Here is a 16667-nt window from a genome sequence, read left to right as displayed (position 1 = left end):
ATTTAGCAGGCCTTTTTATTTCTTCTTAAAAAACCACTCCTGACCACTCACTAATAAAATACCCACCACCACACACAGCGCACCAATCACAAAGCTTTGGTCTATTTTCTCGTTTAATAACCACACCCCTAGAATCACACCAAACAAGGGGGACATAAAAGACAAAACGCCTAAACGAGATGCCAGATAGTGACGTAAGAGCCAAAACCAAATCAATAAACTCACAAAAGACACCAAGACAACCTGAAATATCAGACTGCCCACCAAACGGGTAGACCAATGGATATCTGTTTGCCCCATTCCCATTGCCCCCACACCTAAAATCACAAAAGCCGCAATCAATTGATAAAATAATGTCTCTGTGGCCGTGGCATTTTTGAGTCGTGAGCCTCGCACTACCACTGTAGTCGCTCCCCAAAACATCCCCCCTAAAATCGCCAAGGCATCGCCTAGCAACATATTTGGGCTCTCAAGGGTGTTGTATGTGCCATCCCTGCCTAAAAAGCTAATGGCAATACCAGAAAAAGCCACAATGATCCCTAACCACTGCAAGCGATTTAATCGCTCTTCTGGCGAGAAAAAATGCAGACCCAAGGCTGCAAACAAAGGCGCACTATAGAGGAAGATAGACACATGCGACGCTGTGGTATAACGCAAGGCCTCTCCTAAAAGAAAAAACTCTCCTGCAAATAAAGCACCTACCAATAGACCAGGCTTCCACGCTCCAGCAACCGTAAATACGGGCATTTTTCGCCATCGCACCAGTAAATATGTCAACACCGCCGCCCCACCTGAGCGAAGTGCTATTTGTAGAGTAGGCGCCATATCAGCGGCTGTATATTTCAAAACAATTTGAGCCAAAGACCAGGTGAGGCAAAGCAGCACCATCAAGGTGGTGGCTTGTAAATCTAAAGCACGTCGTGTCATATCCATAAGTTGTCTCTGTTTATTTTTTATGTAGACACAAAAAACCCCGCCTAAGCGGGGTTCTGCGCGTCCTACTTCATCAATTATAGAATTGATTTCAGCAATTTACCCATTTCGGAAGGATCACGTGTGGTTTTGATACCGCACGCTTCCATAACTGCCATTTTTGCATCCGCAGTGTCATCGCCACCCGAAATCAATGCGCCAGCATGGCCCATGCGTTTTCCGGGAGGCGCTGTTACACCAGCGATAAAGCCAACGATGGGTTTAGTCATGTTGTCTTTAGCCCAAAGTGCAGCGTTTACCTCGTCAGGACCGCCAATCTCACCGATCATGATAACAGCATCTGTATCCGGATCATCATTGAACATTTTCAATACGTCAATGTGTTTTAGACCATTGATAGGATCGCCACCAATACCTACAGCAGCAGACTGACCTAAGCCCAACTCAGTTAACTGAGCAACAGCTTCGTAAGTCAATGTACCTGAACGGCTAACCACACCAATACGACCTTTACGGTGAATATGACCAGGCATAATACCGATTTTGATTTCGTCAGGAACAATTAAACCTGGGCAGTTAGGGCCTAACAGCAAAGTTTTTTTGTTTTCTTCACGCATACGATTGCGTAATTCCAACATATCACGTACAGGGATACCTTCAGTGATACAAATAACGAGATCTAGATCTGCTTCGACGGCTTCCCAGATAGCAGCGGCTGCGCCTGCTGGGGGTACATAAATAACAGAAACGGTTGCGCCTGTTGCATCACGAGCTTCTTTAACGGAAGCGTAGATAGGCACACCTTCAAAGTCCTCTCCGGCACGTTTTGGGTTTACACCCGCTACGAAAGCCTGCATCCCATTACCGTATTCACGGCACATACGAGTGTGAAACTGACCGGTTTTACCAGTAATACCCTGTGTAATAACCTTAGTATCTTTGTTAATCAGAATTGACATGTAAAAAATCCTTTCCGGTTATTTAGCGGCGGCAACCACTTTGGTTGCGGCTTCGGCCATGGTGTCTGCACTAATGATAGGTAGACCCGAATCAGCTAGCATTTGTTTACCTAGCTCTTCGTTAGTCCCTTTCATGCGAACAACCAAAGGTACGTCTAGATTCACTGCTTTACACGCAGCAATCACGCCCTCGGCAATCACGTCACAACGCATAATGCCACCGAAAATATTAACCAAAATGGCTTTCACATCATCATTTTTCAACATGATTTTGAATGCTTCGGTTACTTTTTCAGCTGTAGCACCACCACCCACGTCTAAGAAGTTAGCTGGCTCACCACCAAATAGCTTGATGGTATCCATTGTTGCCATAGCTAGACCCGCTCCGTTCACTAGACATGCGATATTACCGTCTAGTTGAATATAAGCTAAATCGAACTTACTGGCTTCGACTTCGGCAGGATCTTCTTCGTCTAAGTCACGGAACTCAACCACGTCTGCTTGACGGTACAAAGCGTTCGTGTCGAAGTTGAACTTCGCATCCAACGCCATAATGTCGCCAGAACCAGTCAAGATCAATGGGTTAATTTCAGCCAATGAAGCATCTGTATCCCAGTATACTTGGTACAGTTTTTGTAACTGATCAGCGGCCTGAGCTTGGGAAGCCTCAGGGATACCAATACCAGCAGCTAAACCAATGGCTTGCTCGGTTGTTAGACCAACTTTAGGATCTACAAAGGCTTTTAGGATTTTTTCTGGGTTGGACTCGGCGACCTCTTCGATCTCCATACCACCTTCAGCAGAAGCCATCACACAAATACGCTGAGACTCACGATCAGTCACAATACCTACGTAGTATTCTTTTTTAATATCCGCGCCATCTTCGATAAGCAAACGACGAACCTTTTGACCTTCAGGGCCAGTTTGGTGCGTAATTAATTGCATACCTAGGATTTCAGTAGCGAGTTGTTTTACTTCGTCCATAGAACGAGCTAATTTAACCCCACCACCCATACCACGACCACCGGCATGAATTTGCGCTTTAACAACCCATACTGGGCCCCCTAGCTTTTCGGCCGCTGCAACTGCTTCATCGACGGAAAACGCAGGAATGCCTTCTGGCACTGCTACACCGTACTTTCTTAACAGTGCTTTGCCCTGATATTCATGAATTTTCATTTAGTACCTGTCAGTCTAAGAACACATTAAAAAAATTGCCTATTTGTATACCATTACAAATTGGCAAAACTCGTATTACTGCGTTGAGTCGGGTTTCTCGTACCACTTAGGGTAGTAAACCCGCACAATCTCACCATCAGCACGTAAGGCATGGCAACCATCAATATGAAATGGCCGTGTGGTTTGCTCATGGGCTGCTTTTACACGATTTAATCGAGTAGCAATCCCCTGTATAGCCGCTGTAGGCAATACGTTGGTCAGTTCAGTGACATGCGTACAGCCCTGCCTACCTGCCAACCGGGTGCGTACATCATGCCTAAAACCACGTAATAGGTTTAGCCCTACCAATTGTTGATAGCTGTCAGCGATGGTGTTGCAGATTTTATAAGGTGCCGCGTCATAATCTACGCCTGCATCAATAATAGTGTAAGTACTATCAATAGTAATACGTATTAGCATTTGATGCACAGGCTGACCTGCGGGATGCTCGCCGCCCTCAAAGAGGGGGAAATCATAGGCTTTGGTGTCAATCAGTTGTGCGTCTAAGTCCCAGAGACCATCTTCACGCTCAAATACCTCTACGGTAATGGCGCGCTTATGTAGTGGCGTACGCGCTACCGTCTTTTTCGACAAGGACATAAAAATACACCTAAACAAATAGCCAATAATAAAACGCTCTAAGTATAACGCACCTACAGTATTGCACAGCAATTTTCCCACCTATGTCAGCAAGCTGTAAGCAAAAAAGCAGGAATCAAGGAAAAAGCGCCTAGTGCTGAAAAGAAACGAGGCTAAATAACGAGTTATCGAGGAGCGATACGAGGTTTCCCCTGCCTAGAACAGGCAGCATAAATCATGAGAAATCATCATATAGGTAAAACCCATAAGCTAATAGTAAAATGACATATAAGTAGAGTAGATAAAAGATTATGCTGACTAAGGTTTAAAATAAAAATCAAGCACCATAATTAAAAATGAAAATTACTCACACAATATACGACTATGTTAGAAATTCGACACTTAGAGACGTTAAGCGCCATCCGAGCCACAGGCAGCTTACAGGACGCAGCTGAAACCCTGCACGTCACTCAATCGGCTCTGTCCCATCAACTACGAGATTTAGAAATCCGCCTAAACGTACAATTACTCAATCGACGCACACGCCCTGCTCGACTGACTACGGCGGCATTACGTATCCTGACCCTAGCTGATGATATTTTGCCAAAAATTAAAGCCACTGAACGTGAGCTTGAACGTCTTGCAGCCGGCCACACTGGCCGCCTCTATCTAGCCATAGATTGCCACTCTTGCTTTCAATGGCTAATGCCCGCCTTAGACGAGTTTCGGGTCAGCTGGCCAGATGTCAGTCTAGATTTGTCTGCGGCCTTTTCTTTTGCACCGTTGCCAGCATTATTACGGGGCGATCTAGATATGGTGATTACCTCTGATCCACAGGAAATGCCGGGAATTGATTACACCCCTTTATTTCGCTATGAGCTGGTTCTTGCTATGGCTGCTAAACACCCCTTGGCCTCTAATCATCACATAGAAGCAAGCCAATTAGCAGATCAAACCCTTATTACCTACCCGGTTGAAAAGCAGCGTTTAGATATTTTTACTCAATTTTTAGACCCTGCTGATGTGGAGCCCGCCGAAGTAAGAAAAGCAGAGCTCACTCCTATTATTATGCAACTGGTAGCTAGCCTAAGAGGTGTGGCAGCACTACCTAACTGGGCCTTGAGTGAATATCAGCATAGCGGCTGGCTACGCACCGCCAAATTAGGAGAGCAAGGGATATGGCGCACACTTTATGCCGCCAGTCGCACCGAGGATATGGATGCCGATTACATCACCGCTTTTTTGACTCAGGCCAGAAGCACCTGTTTTAGTCATTTAAAGGGAATCATTGAGGCGATCTAGTATTCGACGTAAGAGGTCGGGACTAAACCCCCGACTAGCCATAAATCGATACTGCTTTGCGTACGCTTTCTGGTCTGCGGGCGCAGAGCCAAATTTACGCTGCCATACCTCTAGGGCGCGATCATATTCCGTGTCTTGGAGTTGCTCTAAGACAGTAGAAATATGTTCATCAGGCACCCCATTTTGACGCAATTCTTGTAGAACTCGACGTGCACCAAATTTATAGGCTCGACGATTTACTAAACTATGAGCAAATCGCTCATCAGAGAGCCAATTTTCTTTTTCTAAGTCTGTGAGTAAGGCGTCTATTTCGGACTCGGACTCGCAGTGACGTTGTAGCTTGCGTTTTAGTTCCGCACGGGAGTGCTCGCGCCTGGACAAAAAGTCCACAGCGCGAGCCTTTAGCGAAGGGCCACGACGCACCGTTGGCGCCGTAAACCCTGCATCCGTTTCTAGACTTTCAAATTCCAGCTGCTCGAATTCCTCATCGGCATCAAAACTGAAATCATGCATAACTATTTGTCTTCGGCCTCTGGTGCCTTCGTAGCGGCTGGAGCAGGAGCATCTTCGACGGCGGCTAAAGCCACAATGCCATGATGGGCACGTACTTTATTTTCAATATCACGAGCCATTGCCGGATTTTCTCGTAGGTATTCGCGCGCATTATCTTTGCCCTGACCAATGCGAGTACCCTCGTAGCTATACCAAGCACCTGCCTTATCTACAATACCCGCCTGTACGCCCAAATCTACGATCTCACCCTCTCTGGAGATACCACCACCGTACATAATGTCGAATTCCGCCTGCTTGAAAGGAGGTGCGACTTTATTTTTGACGATTTTGACCCGAGTTTCGTTACCTACGACCTCGTCGCCACGCTTAATCGCCCCAATACGACGTATATCTAAACGAACTGAGGAGTAGAACTTTAGGGCATTACCACCTGTAGTGGTCTCTGGATTACCAAACATCACACCAATTTTCATGCGGATCTGGTTAATAAAGATAACCATACAGTTAGCTCGCTTAATCGTCGCAGTGAGCTTGCGTAGAGCTTGACTCATGAGTCTAGCCTGTAAGCCTGGCAGTGAATCACCCATATCGCCTTCGATTTCGGCCTTTGGGGTTAAAGCGGCCACAGAGTCAACCACAATTAAATCTACGGAACCAGAGCGTACCAGTGCTTCGGTAATCTCTAAGGCCTGTTCCCCTGTGTCTGGTTGAGAAATCAGTAAGTCGCTGAGATTAACCCCCAGTTTTGAAGCGTACTGTACGTCAAGTGCATGCTCTGCATCCACAAAAGCACATGTACCCCCTATTTTTTGCATCTCAGCGATAACTTCGAGGGTTAGTGTGGTTTTACCCGAGGATTCAGGACCATAGACCTCGATCACACGACCACGCGGTAAGCCACCCACACCCAAAGCAATATCCAAACCTAACGAACCGGTAGAACAGACTTGAATATCATGTTCAACTTGATTGTCCCCATAACGCATTACAGAGCCTTTACCAAACTGTTTCTCAATCTGAGTCAGTGCAGCAGCTAAGGCTTTTTCGCGCTCGGCGGCGACGGCTTTATTGCGCTTATCGTCCATGTAAATGTCCTTTGTAGTGATGGGCGCGGCCCATATCTATATCCAATGCAAAATCAATTATACTGTATATAAACACAGATAGCTAATTGCGATAGCATCAACCGCTAAGGTTGTTGTACCAGTGCTATTTTAGCTTAGCTTATTTAAAAGGGTTTAGCTGTATGTATTATTAAGCATAGTTAAACTTATCCCACCCGCTGCACGCCGTAGTCTTTACGCGTACAATCTAGCGGTTCCCTAATCTACTTTTGGCTTCATTATGTGGTTTAAAAATTTACGCTTTTTCCGCCTACACCCTGATTGGTCCATGGATTCTATTGATGAGGATGTCGCCGCACATGCCTTTACGCCTGGAAACAGTCAAGAACCTCTTAGCCTAGGTTGGACCTCGGTACGCGATGAGGCTGACCTAGTCCATCGCATTAATGGTCAAATTTTATTGTGTGCTAAGGCTGAAAAAAAACTGCTGCCTTCGACCGTCATTAACCAAATCGCTCGTGCTCGTGCTAAAGACAAAGAGGCTGAGCAAGGTTATAAAGTTGGCCGCAAGCAAATGAAAGAGCTAAAAGAAGACTTAATTACCGAGCTCTTGCCCCGTGCTTTTAGCATAGAGCGTCAAGTATTTGTTTGGATTGACCCTGAAAACCGATGGTTAGCCGTAGATGCTGCAGCCGCAGCCACAGCAGATGAGATCATGGGCTTACTGGCTAAAACCTTTGAGCTATTTCCCGCCGTACCCGTCTACACAGAGCAATCGCCTTCGGCTGCCATGACAGGCTGGCTCGCTGATTTCAATGCCCCCTACCCCTTTTCTATTGATCAAGATGCGGAGCTACGAGCCAGCGGGGAAAGTCGTTCGGTTGTGCGTTATGCTCGCCACCATCTAGATAGCGATGAAATCCGCAAACACATCACGGACGGTAAACAATGTACGCGTTTAGCGTTGACATGGGCAGATAAGATTTCTTTTGTTTTAACCGATGGTCTAGAAATTAAACGCCTTGCTCCCACCGATCTGTTAACAAATCAACAAGAGCAAAACGCCCAAGACGAAGCTCAAGATTTTGATAGTGCCTTTTTGGTTATGAGTGCTGAATTTAACGGTCTAATCACGGAACTACTAGAAGCTCTGGGTGGCGAGAAAAAGGTCATCTAAAGCCCAATAACCTCTTTAGCGATCATAACCACACAACCCATCCACATCTAACAGCACAATTTGCCGCCCATCTACGGCAATAAAATGTCGGGCAGACAAATCATGTAACACTCTTGAGAAATGCTCTGGCGTTAAATTCAAAGAGGCGGCAATTTGTGCTTTAGGACTATTTAACGTAATTTTTATGCCATTACGCAAGGGTGCGTTTCCTATTAAGTAACAAATAACCCGTTGCGTGCCTGAATGCAAATTCGCAGTCAATACATCGCCTAATACATTATAGAGACGCTCACTCAGTGTGGATATTAAGTTACGCATTAACTCAGGCTGCTGAGCCAATCGCTCAAAAAACAGATTTTTAGCAATTTTTAACACCCTCACCTTCGTCAACGTCAAAGCATCCACTCGATGCGGCGTATTCATTAACATGCAAGCATCCCCGAAACTATCCGCCGCCTTTAAATTTTTTATTTTTTTTGTGACGCCCCCCGGTGAAGAAATCTGCAACTGAACCTGCCCCTCATCAATGATATAGAAACCCGTGTTGTAGTCTCCTCGCTTAAAAATAAGCTCATTAGGCGAAAAATACAAAAAATCCGACTCGGTAAAAAGTCTCTTTAGCTCTGTTTGCCCCCAACCCTGAAACAACGAATGGCTAACCAGACGTTTAGGTGTAAGCAGCACAGCTTCTGACATCGTAGACATAATGGGCTCAATCTAAATTAAACGTGAATAAGTAGCACTGGTTGCTTGGCGTAAATAACGGTCAAATTCCATGCTAATCGCACGTACAAATAAACGCCCCTTTGCTGTTACTTGAATGTGTTCATTATCAACATGCACTAAACCAGCTTGTACGTAAGGAGCTAATGCCTGAATTTCCGTAGCAAAATAAGCCGCCATATCAATGCCATAACGTTGATTAAATAAGGCAAAGTCAACAGGCATACTGCACATTAGCGTCATAATAACGTCACCTCTGAGCACATCATCCTGATCCATCTTATAGCCTCTAAATGTGGCTAATTGATTATCTGCCATGCAAGCACGATATGCTTTTAAAGAGCGTTGATTTTGAATATGAGTGCCTCCTACCTTTCCAATGGCAGAAACACCCAAGCCAATCAAGTCACTATCAGCCCGTGTGGTGTAACCTTGAAAGTTGCGATGCAAGCTATGATCTAAACGTGCCAAATTTAACTCATCATTAGGCAAAGCAAAGTGATCTAAGCCGATGTACTCATAGCCTGCATCTAACAATCGCTGAGCCGCCATCAAAAAAATCTGCAAGCGCTCATCAGCGCTAGGCAAATCGTCAGGATTAATTAATCGCTGCGCTTTAAATCGTTGTGGTAGATGTGCGTAGTTATACAAAGCGATTCGATCTGGACGTAATGCCACTAAACCCTCTACCGTTTGGCTAAAGCTGTTTATGCTCTGTTTAGGCAAACCGTAAATCAAGTCGGTATTAATCGACTCAAACCCCACAGCCCGACTGGCTGCAATAGCCATTTCAACCATCTCTATGGGCTGCACCCGATTAATGGCTTTTTGGACACTCAGGTCAAAATCCTGCACACCAAAGCTCGTGCGGTTAAATCCTAATTCGGCTAAAAATGATAAAGTTTGGGCGGTTACTGTTCGTGGATCAATTTCAATGCCTAACTCGGCGTCTGGCGTAAAATGAAAATGACGCTGAATACCTTTCATTAAGGCTGTTAGCTCCTCCTCTTGCAAAAAAGTGGGCGTTCCGCCTCCTAGATGCAGTTGCCCTGTTAGTCGTTGCTCTCCTAGGTGTGGGTCCAGTAGTCGCAATTCATTTAAAACGGCAGCCACATAACTCTCTGAACGGCTCTGATCTTGAGTAATAATTTTATTGCAAGCACAAAAATAACAAAGCGATGCACAAAAAGGCAGGTGCACATACACCGAATAAGGGGGCGGGCTTACAAGTTGCTGACGATGAGCTAAAGCCGTTATATAATTATCTGCACTAAAATCGTCAATAAAACGATCTGCTGTGGGATACGAGGTATAACGCGGTCCCGAACGATCAAAACGTCGAATCAGATTTTCTGAAATTTGTACCGTATCAATCGGGTCAGCGATGACACTCATAGTTAGCTCCTGCTGCATAAACAATAATATCCTGACAGTAATTATGCCTCTTACTGCAACGCCTCTAATTGATATAGGTCAAGCCCCAAACCAATGACTTTATTAAATTTAGTAGTTTTTTTGCCGCAAATAGCCACAAATGTCGTATTATTAAGGGCTAAATCATCTATTTTGCTACTGAGAGCCTGATGTACCTGCTCATAATCTTAGTGCTACCCTTTATTGGTAGCCTGATCGCCTCCCTACTTCCCGCCTCTCAACGAAAACTTCACGCTTTACTGGCTGGTGCGGTTGCCCTACTGTGCGCGTTTTTTACGTTGGCCTATGCACCAGCGGTATTTAACGGTCAAACCATTCTATTTTCTTCTGAATGGATTCCCGCCTATGGCATTGACTTCACCTTACGCATGGATGGCTTCGCTTGGCTATTTAGCTTAATCGTCAGTGCCATGGGTGCGTTAATTGCCCTTTACGCCCACTATTACCTATCACCCAAAGACCCCGCCCGTCGCTTTTTCGCTTTCTTACAAGCCTTCATGGGTTCCATGCTTGGGGTGGTTATCTCTGGCAATTTGATTCAGCTGGTTGTGTTCTGGGAACTAACCAGTTTGTCGTCCTTTATGCTGATCGCTTATTGGTATCACCGTCGCGATGCACGCCGTGGCGCACGCATGTCCTTAGTTATCACTGGCGGAGGCGGTTTATGCCTATTAGCGGGTGTACTAATGATGGGCCAAGTAGCAGGTAGTTATGATTTAGGCACCGTTTTACAGGCCAGAGAACAAATCCAATCTCACCATTGGTATCCTATTTTATTAGCACTGATTGCGTTGGGGGCTCTGACCAAAAGCGCCCAATTCCCCTTTCATGTCTGGCTACCTAGGGCCATGGCAGCGCCCACTCCGGTTTCCGCTTACCTGCACTCGGCCACTATGGTGAAAATGGGCGTGTTTTTATTAGCGCGTTTTTGGCCTGTTATGTCTGGCACGCCAGAATGGATGTGGGTTATCAGTGGGGCAGGTTTAATCTCTTTAACCCTAGGCGCTTATGTGGCGACCTTCCAGCGGGATATGAAAGGGGTATTGGCTTACTCCACCATTAGCCATCTTGGCTTAATTACTCTGCTGCTTGGTCTTAGCACCCCTATGGCATTGGTGGCGGCTGTTTTCCATATTATCAATCACGCCACATTTAAAGCATCGCTATTTATGGCGGCTGGCATTGTAGACCATGAAACTGGCACCAGAAACTTAAATCGCCTATCTGGCTTACGTCACTATATGCCTATCACCGCCACCCTAGCCTGTGTGGCTGCGGCCTCAATGGCAGGTGTTCCATTGCTCAATGGCTTTCTCTCTAAGGAAATGTTCTTTACCGAGACCATGTTTGCCTCAAATGGCGATGTGTTTAGCAAAGCACTGCCTATTATGGCCGTTATCGCCAGTATTTTTAGCGTGGCTTATTCACTGCGCTTTATTTCACAGGTTTTCTTTGGCCCCCCTACCAAAAGTCTGCCCCGTGAACCGCATGAGCCACCTAAGCTAATGCTTATCCCCAGTGCTATTTTGGTTTTCATTTGTTTAATTGTGGGTATATTTCCCTCCTATACCGTTGGCCCTTTATTACATACTGCTGTTTTCTCTATATTAGGTGCTGAAACCCCAGAGTATAGTTTGAACGTCTGGCATGGGTTTAATCTACCACTCATTATGAGTATTATCGCCACGCTTGGTGGCATGATGCTTATTTGGGTCTTAAATCGCTATCGTAAAGGACGCTCAGATCGAGCGCCTCTGATTTATCAAATTAATGGACGCCGCATCTTTGAATGGCTGATGGGCTGGATTGAGGCCGGAGCAGATTTTGTCATTAACTACAGCTACTCTGCGCGCCTACAACGCCAAGTTTTATTAATCATCTTAGCCACGCTAGCCGTTGCTTTATTACCTCTAAGCCGAGGTTCTTGGTTTGCTATAGAACAACTCAGCCCTATCGATCCCTTATTTGCTTTGATGTGGGTTGCAGGGGCGGCTTGCGCCTTGGCTGCCGCCTACTATGCTAAGTTTCATCGGCCTGCCGCACTCCTGCTTTCTGGTGGGGCAGGCTTGGTAACGAGCCTCAGTTATGCCTGGCTCTCCGCCCCAGACTTAGCTCTCACACAATTGGCAGTAGAGGTTGTCACCGTTGTACTGATTCTACTTGGTCTAAGATGGCTACCAAAACGTGTTCCTTTACCAGATGGACTGGGTATTTCACGCGCTAGAGCGCGCTTTCGCCGTACCAGGGACTTGTTGGTTGCAATACTGGGCGGCTCTGGTTTAGCGGCCTTAGCCTTTGCCATGATGACCCGACCTCAACCCGATGGTGTTTCTAGTTTTCTGGTCGAAAAAGCCTTGCCCTTAGGCGGTGGTGCAAACGTGGTAAACGTCATTCTTGTTGATTTCCGTGGTTTTGATACCTTTGGCGAAATTACAGTACTGGGCGTAGTGGCCCTAAGCGTTTACGCATTATTGCGCCGATTCCGTCCTCCGGTTGAAACAGTTGCTGCCCCTCTAACTCGACGTCAAAATCAACAAAATGTCTTGCACACCACCTTTGAAGAGCCCGATCCGAATGCATTATTACCTGAAGGCATTATGAAAATTCCGGCGTTATTGACTCGCCTATTACTTCCAATTGCCGCGTTAATTTCAATTTATTTCTTATTACGAGGCCATAATTTACCGGGGGGCGGATTTGTAGGTGGCTTAATCATGGCTACCGCGATTATCTTGCAATACATGGTTGGTGGCATTGTTTGGGTTGAGTCTAGGCCATTGATTCAACCTCAAACATGGATAGCTCTAGGTATGCTTACCGCTGGAGTCTCAGCCATGCTTGTTTGGTTTTATGCTAAGCCATTTCTTTCCGCTCAAAACTGGGATATAGCGTTGCCTTGGTTAGGCACCATACACACCTCCAGTGCTTTGCTATTTGATATTGGTGTTTACATGCTTGTAGTTGGTTCCACCGTCTTAATGCTAGTCGCTATCGCCCACCAGTCTTTACGCTTCTACCGTAAGTTGCCCTCTATTCAAAAAGCCCTAAAAAACAAACAGGAAGCCTAATGGAAATTATTTTATCGTTAGCCATTGGCATCTTAGCCGGATCGGGAATTTGGCTGGTGCTACGCCCCCGCACCTTTCAATTTATTATGGGTCTCTCGTTACTGTCTTACGCTATTAACCTATTTATTTTTGCGATGGGTCGTATTCGTTTAGGCGCTCCCCCCGTACTCTCCACAGATCTGGGCGCTGACCCGAGTCTATATGCTGACCCACTCCCCCAGGCTTTGGTACTGACAGCAATCGTTATTGGTTTTGCTACCACGGCGTTGTTTCTCGTCGTACTACTGGCTAACCGTGGTTTTACAGGTACAGACCACGTTGATGGCCGCGAGGAGAAAGCCTGATGTGGCAACAACATATTCCCATTTTCCCTATTGCTATTCCGCTCATGACAGCAGCTATCATGCTGCTATTGCGTGATAAACACCGTCGCATCAAACTCAGTTTAGGCATTGTCTCTCTTGCCTTACAGTTTTATGTAGCACTCAGCCTTCTGGGCATGGCTGATGGCTCTATCGAAACGAACTGGCTACATGGGGTTGGCGTTTATTTATTAGGTGACTGGCCTGCCCCTTTTGGAATTGTACTGGTTGTGGATCGCTTAGCGGCCATTATGCTCGTACTCACCAGCATTCTAGCCAGTGCCACTTGGTGGTATGCCACGGCACGCTGGGATCGTTCAGGCGTACACTTCCATCCCTTATTCCAACTGTTAATTATGGGATTAAACGGTGCATTCTTAACAGGCGATCTTTTTAATCTTTTTGTATTTTTTGAGGTGTTTTTGGCAGCCTCTTATGGCTTGATGTTGCATGGCTCAGGCCGTGATCGTGTACGAGCTGGTTTGCACTACATTGCTGTCAACCTCATTTCATCTTTTCTATTATTAATAGCTATTGCGGTTATTTACGGTATTAGTGGTACCTTAAATATGGCAGATTTAGCCCTAAAAGCAGGGCTGTTATCGGGCTCTGACCGTCTGGTCTTTGAAGCCGCAGTTGCTATCTTGGGCGTTGCCTTTTTAATTAAAGCGGCAGCTTGGCCTCTAAACTATTGGCTCATTGATACCTACGCCAATACAAGTGCACCTGTAGCCGGCATGTTTTCCATCATGACTAAAGTGGGGATCTATGCCTTATTGCGCATCGGCTCATTATTACTTCCTACGGGGGCGCCTGCCGCATTTGGGGGCGAGTGGATGTTTCCCGTCGGGATTGCTACCCTTGCCTTTGGCTCTTTCGGCATGCTTGCAGCCCACCAACCAGAACGCATGGCCAGCTACTGCATTATTATTTCCTCAGGTACGTTATTAGCTGCCCTAGGCATGCCAGGCGTTATTTTAACTGGTCCAGCCTTATACTATCTACTTAGTTCCGTTCTGGCTTTAGGTGCTTTTTTCATGCTGCTCGAAATGATTGGTCGAGTCCAAAGTTTTGGGGCTGACTTACTTGCAGTCAGCCAAGAAGCCTTTGATCTTTCTGACCCGGAAAGCGAGGATAGCTCAGATGATGTAGTGGGGATTGCTATTCCTGCGGCGATGGTATTTTTAGGTATGTCCTTTATTGCTTGTGCGCTATTGATTATAGGATTACCCCCACTTTCTGGTTTTGTGGCTAAATTATCTCTATTATCTGCGGCGTTAAAGTCTTCTGGTGCCACAACAAATGCATGGGTGTTAACCGCCGCTGTACTTATCTCTGGCTTTATAGGCATTATGGCGCTGTCTCGTACTGGGATCCGGTTATTTTGGAGCTTTAATGACTTACAAGTCCCTAGACTACGTCTTAACGAGGCTTTACCCGTTGCCAGTCTTATTACTTTATGTGCATTACTCGCCATGCGTGCGGGCCCCATTACCAACTACCTAGAACAAACAGCTGCCTACTTAGATCAACCTAGCAGCTATATCTCCGCCGTATTAGCCCGAGATCCGATTCGCTCGGTAGGAGCTGAGCCATGATAAAAAAACACCTTCGTTTTATTTTCCTGCCATTACTTTTGGCATTCTTATGGATATTATTAAATGGCTTTTCAAAGGGTCAGATCGTCCTTGCCATTTTTTTAGCGGTTTTACTCAGTATCGCTGCTATCCCATTTCGCCCTGTACGCGCCAGTATGCAACACCCTTTTGCTGTCATCAAACTATGGTGGCGCGTAGTCATTGATATTGTAAAGTCCAACTACGAGGTCGCGTATATTGTTCTTTTTACTAAATCAGCCCAGCCTACACCGGGTTTTCTAGATATTCCCCTTACACTCCGTGACCCACACGGCTTAGCGGCACTGGCCTGCATTATTACCTACACCCCAGGAACGGTATGGTCTGGTTTTAATGAAAAAACCAATATACTGACACTGCACATCTTAGACTTAACCGATGAACAGTTTTGGTTAGACACCATCCAACAACGTTATCAAGCGCCTTTAATCGAGATATTTGAATGAGTGTAATGATTTACTGGGCAAGCTTATTTGCCCTTCTGTGCTACACCTTAGGTATTGGCATTTCTGCTTATAGATTGGTAACCGGACCCACCGCTGCAGATCGTGTACTGGCTCTAGATACGATGTACAGCAATGGCTTAATGGCTTTACTTGCCTTAGGCCTACGTTTTGGCTCCACCCTGTATTTTGATATTGCCTTATTGATTGCCCTCTTTGGCTTTGTTGGCTCTGCGGCAATGGCTAAGTTTTTATTACGTGCTGAGGTCATTGAACCATGAATGATTTTCCCCTCTGGCTCAACATCATCATTAGTCTACTCATCGTAGCAAGTGGACTCATCACCTTAGTTGGCACTTTAGGTCTTGTAAAACTAAAGCATTTTTACTCCAGAATGCATGCTCCAACCTTAGGCAACACCTTAGGGGTGTTTTGTATACTGATAGCTTGCGCGCTAGTTGCTAGCTTTAGTGCCAAACAACTGCTGATCTACCCATTTATTATTACTGTCTTATTAATCATTACCTCGCCCGTTACTGCCATTTTGCTGATGCGCGCGGCAATTAAACGTGAATTGCGCCAACGCGTTGCCGATTATGCTCCGGACGAGCCCGGCTATATGGATATGCCAACCAAATCAGCTTGTCACAAAGAAATTACGTAAATCTCAGCAAGCTATTACTTTCTGTTACTTAGATGCTTGTTACACTGACTATCTGATCAAATCAAATGGAGTCTATGATGATGAAAAATACAATGACACTAGGTGCGGCAATAATGGGGTTGTGCTTATCCGGATTGATTCAGGCTCAGACCCTCACCCCAGAGCAAGCACGCCAAGATGCCTTAGATCACTGCAACACATTAACGGCAGAGGCCAAAACAAACTGTACTCGAGATGCAAATGCAGCTTTTAACCAAGCTAAAAATCAACGCATGCATAGCTCTAACCCCACAGAAAATAACCGCTTAAGCCGCTGTGACGCCCTGCCTGAATCAAAAAAAGCAGATTGTATTGCTCAAATGACGGGCCAACATGACACCCAAGTCTATGGTTCTGTCGAAGGCGGTGGCGTACTGCGCAAAACAACAATTGTTATCCCGGGTCAACCCCAACAACCTGCACAAACTTCAATTATTGAGTCTGCTCCTGCCACGTTTCCTATGCGCGAATAGGCAAACGACGTCTTAGTCCAGTGCCTATTCTAGGACCAGGAAAGACAATACTAATACGTGTACCAGCGACATGTGGGCG

The 16667-nt window shown here is 45.9% G+C and carries 17 protein-coding genes; 9 read left to right on the top strand and 8 right to left on the bottom strand.

What is annotated here, in order from left to right; all coding sequences use genetic code 11:
- Positions 1-15: 15 nt before the first annotated feature.
- The 4 genes from Q0Z62_RS03625 to Q0Z62_RS03610 all read right to left on the bottom strand — a co-directional run bounded on the left by Q0Z62_RS03625 (position 16) and on the right by Q0Z62_RS03610 (position 3710).
- Complete coding sequence (locus Q0Z62_RS03625) at positions 16-933, bottom strand: DMT family transporter (RefSeq protein ID WP_269902004.1); 918 nt, start codon at positions 931-933, stop codon at positions 16-18.
- 77 nt (positions 934-1010) lie between these two features.
- Positions 1011-1892 carry a succinate--CoA ligase subunit alpha gene (sucD, locus tag Q0Z62_RS03620; protein WP_269902003.1) on the bottom strand — a complete coding sequence of 294 codons (882 nt, stop codon included), beginning with the start codon at positions 1890-1892 and terminating at the stop codon, positions 1011-1013.
- An 18-nt stretch (positions 1893-1910) separates the two neighbouring features.
- The gene (gene sucC, locus Q0Z62_RS03615) at positions 1911-3071 is read right to left on the bottom strand and encodes an ADP-forming succinate--CoA ligase subunit beta (protein ID WP_298050938.1); all 1161 of its coding nucleotides are present in this window, start codon (positions 3069-3071) and stop codon (positions 1911-1913) included.
- A gap of 75 nt (positions 3072-3146) precedes the next feature.
- Positions 3147-3710: a DUF2889 domain-containing protein gene (locus Q0Z62_RS03610; protein WP_269902001.1), complete on the bottom strand. Its 564-nt coding sequence runs from the start codon at positions 3708-3710 to the stop codon at positions 3147-3149.
- A gap of 363 nt (positions 3711-4073) precedes the next feature.
- Here Q0Z62_RS03610 and Q0Z62_RS03605 point away from each other — a divergent pair, with 363 nt between their 5' ends.
- Complete coding sequence (locus tag Q0Z62_RS03605) at positions 4074-4991, top strand: LysR family transcriptional regulator (protein WP_298050931.1); 918 nt, start codon at positions 4074-4076, stop codon at positions 4989-4991.
- On the opposite strand, the gene recX is transcribed toward Q0Z62_RS03605, so the two are convergent.
- Entirely contained in the window at positions 4965-5504 is a 540-nt protein-coding gene (gene recX, locus Q0Z62_RS03600; RefSeq protein ID WP_298050927.1) for a recombination regulator RecX, read from the bottom strand. The two genes, Q0Z62_RS03605 and recX, sit on opposite strands and share 27 nt — an antisense overlap.
- 2 nt (positions 5505-5506) lie before the next feature.
- The gene (recA, locus tag Q0Z62_RS03595; protein ID WP_298050922.1) at positions 5507-6589 is read right to left on the bottom strand and encodes a recombinase RecA; all 1083 of its coding nucleotides are present in this window, start codon (positions 6587-6589) and stop codon (positions 5507-5509) included.
- 259 nt (positions 6590-6848) lie between these two features.
- Between recA and Q0Z62_RS03590 the strand changes: the two genes are divergently transcribed.
- Positions 6849-7745, top strand: a complete 897-nt coding sequence (locus Q0Z62_RS03590; RefSeq protein WP_269901997.1) for a recombination-associated protein RdgC — start codon at positions 6849-6851, stop codon at positions 7743-7745.
- Between the two features lie 15 nt (positions 7746-7760).
- On the opposite strand, the gene Q0Z62_RS03585 is transcribed toward Q0Z62_RS03590, so the two are convergent.
- A complete protein-coding gene (locus Q0Z62_RS03585; RefSeq protein WP_269901996.1) occupies positions 7761-8450 on the bottom strand; it encodes a Crp/Fnr family transcriptional regulator in 690 nt (229 codons plus the stop codon).
- A gap of 12 nt (positions 8451-8462) precedes the next feature.
- Positions 8463-9863, bottom strand: coding sequence for an oxygen-independent coproporphyrinogen III oxidase (gene hemN / locus Q0Z62_RS03580; protein ID WP_298050911.1), 1401 nt, complete (start codon positions 9861-9863; stop codon positions 8463-8465).
- A gap of 188 nt (positions 9864-10051) precedes the next feature.
- Here hemN and Q0Z62_RS03575 point away from each other — a divergent pair, with 188 nt between their 5' ends.
- The 7 genes from Q0Z62_RS03575 to Q0Z62_RS03545 all read left to right on the top strand — a co-directional run bounded on the left by Q0Z62_RS03575 (position 10052) and on the right by Q0Z62_RS03545 (position 16588).
- Complete coding sequence (locus Q0Z62_RS03575) at positions 10052-12970, top strand: monovalent cation/H+ antiporter subunit A (RefSeq protein WP_298050906.1); 2919 nt, start codon at positions 10052-10054, stop codon at positions 12968-12970.
- Complete coding sequence (locus Q0Z62_RS03570; protein ID WP_269901993.1) at positions 12970-13314, top strand: Na+/H+ antiporter subunit C; 345 nt, start codon at positions 12970-12972, stop codon at positions 13312-13314. Before Q0Z62_RS03575 ends, Q0Z62_RS03570 begins: the two co-directional genes overlap by 1 nt.
- Positions 13314-14930 (top strand): monovalent cation/H+ antiporter subunit D, encoded by a 1617-nt coding sequence (locus Q0Z62_RS03565; protein ID WP_269901992.1) that lies wholly within the window; start codon positions 13314-13316, stop codon positions 14928-14930. The genes Q0Z62_RS03570 and Q0Z62_RS03565 overlap by 1 nt, the downstream gene beginning before the upstream one ends.
- On the top strand, positions 14927-15415 hold the full coding sequence (locus tag Q0Z62_RS03560) for a Na+/H+ antiporter subunit E (RefSeq protein ID WP_298050897.1): 489 nt from the start codon (positions 14927-14929) through the stop codon (positions 15413-15415). Before Q0Z62_RS03565 ends, Q0Z62_RS03560 begins: the two co-directional genes overlap by 4 nt.
- Entirely contained in the window at positions 15412-15693 is a 282-nt protein-coding gene (locus tag Q0Z62_RS03555; RefSeq protein ID WP_269901990.1) for a K+/H+ antiporter subunit F, read from the top strand. Before Q0Z62_RS03560 ends, Q0Z62_RS03555 begins: the two co-directional genes overlap by 4 nt.
- Complete coding sequence (gene mnhG / locus Q0Z62_RS03550; RefSeq protein ID WP_269901989.1) at positions 15690-16076, top strand: monovalent cation/H(+) antiporter subunit G; 387 nt, start codon at positions 15690-15692, stop codon at positions 16074-16076. Before Q0Z62_RS03555 ends, mnhG begins: the two co-directional genes overlap by 4 nt.
- Positions 16077-16153: 77 nt before the next feature.
- Positions 16154-16588 carry a hypothetical protein gene (locus Q0Z62_RS03545; protein ID WP_298050889.1) on the top strand — a complete coding sequence of 145 codons (435 nt, stop codon included), beginning with the start codon at positions 16154-16156 and terminating at the stop codon, positions 16586-16588.
- Positions 16589-16667 lie beyond the last annotated feature (79 nt).

It is taken from the genome of uncultured Paenalcaligenes sp. (assembly GCF_947630565.1).
GTDB lineage: Bacteria > Pseudomonadota > Gammaproteobacteria > Burkholderiales > Burkholderiaceae_B > Paenalcaligenes > Paenalcaligenes faecalis.
This window is presented reverse-complemented; position numbering and strand designations above follow the sequence as displayed.

Excerpts from the sequence above, each read along its gene's own strand:
- Q0Z62_RS03625 (WP_269902004.1), bottom strand. The coding sequence starts at position 933 with ATGGATATGACACGACGTGCTTTAGATTTACAAGCCACCACCTTGATG.
- sucD (WP_269902003.1), bottom strand. The coding sequence starts at position 1,892 with ATGTCAATTCTGATTAACAAAGATACTAAGGTTATTACACAGGGTATT.
- sucC (WP_298050938.1), bottom strand. The coding sequence starts at position 3,071 with ATGAAAATTCATGAATATCAGGGCAAAGCACTGTTAAGAAAGTACGGT.
- Q0Z62_RS03610 (WP_269902001.1), bottom strand. The coding sequence starts at position 3,710 with ATGTCCTTGTCGAAAAAGACGGTAGCGCGTACGCCACTACATAAGCGC.
- Q0Z62_RS03605 (WP_298050931.1), top strand. The coding sequence starts at position 4,074 with ATGTTAGAAATTCGACACTTAGAGACGTTAAGCGCCATCCGAGCCACA.
- recX (WP_298050927.1), bottom strand. The coding sequence starts at position 5,504 with ATGCATGATTTCAGTTTTGATGCCGATGAGGAATTCGAGCAGCTGGAA.
- recA (WP_298050922.1), bottom strand. The coding sequence starts at position 6,589 with ATGGACGATAAGCGCAATAAAGCCGTCGCCGCCGAGCGCGAAAAAGCC.
- Q0Z62_RS03590 (WP_269901997.1), top strand. The coding sequence starts at position 6,849 with ATGTGGTTTAAAAATTTACGCTTTTTCCGCCTACACCCTGATTGGTCC.
- Q0Z62_RS03585 (WP_269901996.1), bottom strand. The coding sequence starts at position 8,450 with ATGTCTACGATGTCAGAAGCTGTGCTGCTTACACCTAAACGTCTGGTT.
- hemN (WP_298050911.1), bottom strand. The coding sequence starts at position 9,863 with ATGAGTGTCATCGCTGACCCGATTGATACGGTACAAATTTCAGAAAAT.
- Q0Z62_RS03575 (WP_298050906.1), top strand. The coding sequence starts at position 10,052 with ATGTACCTGCTCATAATCTTAGTGCTACCCTTTATTGGTAGCCTGATC.
- Q0Z62_RS03570 (WP_269901993.1), top strand. The coding sequence starts at position 12,970 with ATGGAAATTATTTTATCGTTAGCCATTGGCATCTTAGCCGGATCGGGA.
- Q0Z62_RS03565 (WP_269901992.1), top strand. The coding sequence starts at position 13,314 with ATGTGGCAACAACATATTCCCATTTTCCCTATTGCTATTCCGCTCATG.
- Q0Z62_RS03560 (WP_298050897.1), top strand. The coding sequence starts at position 14,927 with ATGATAAAAAAACACCTTCGTTTTATTTTCCTGCCATTACTTTTGGCA.
- Q0Z62_RS03555 (WP_269901990.1), top strand. The coding sequence starts at position 15,412 with ATGAGTGTAATGATTTACTGGGCAAGCTTATTTGCCCTTCTGTGCTAC.
- mnhG (WP_269901989.1), top strand. The coding sequence starts at position 15,690 with ATGAATGATTTTCCCCTCTGGCTCAACATCATCATTAGTCTACTCATC.
- Q0Z62_RS03545 (WP_298050889.1), top strand. The coding sequence starts at position 16,154 with ATGATGAAAAATACAATGACACTAGGTGCGGCAATAATGGGGTTGTGC.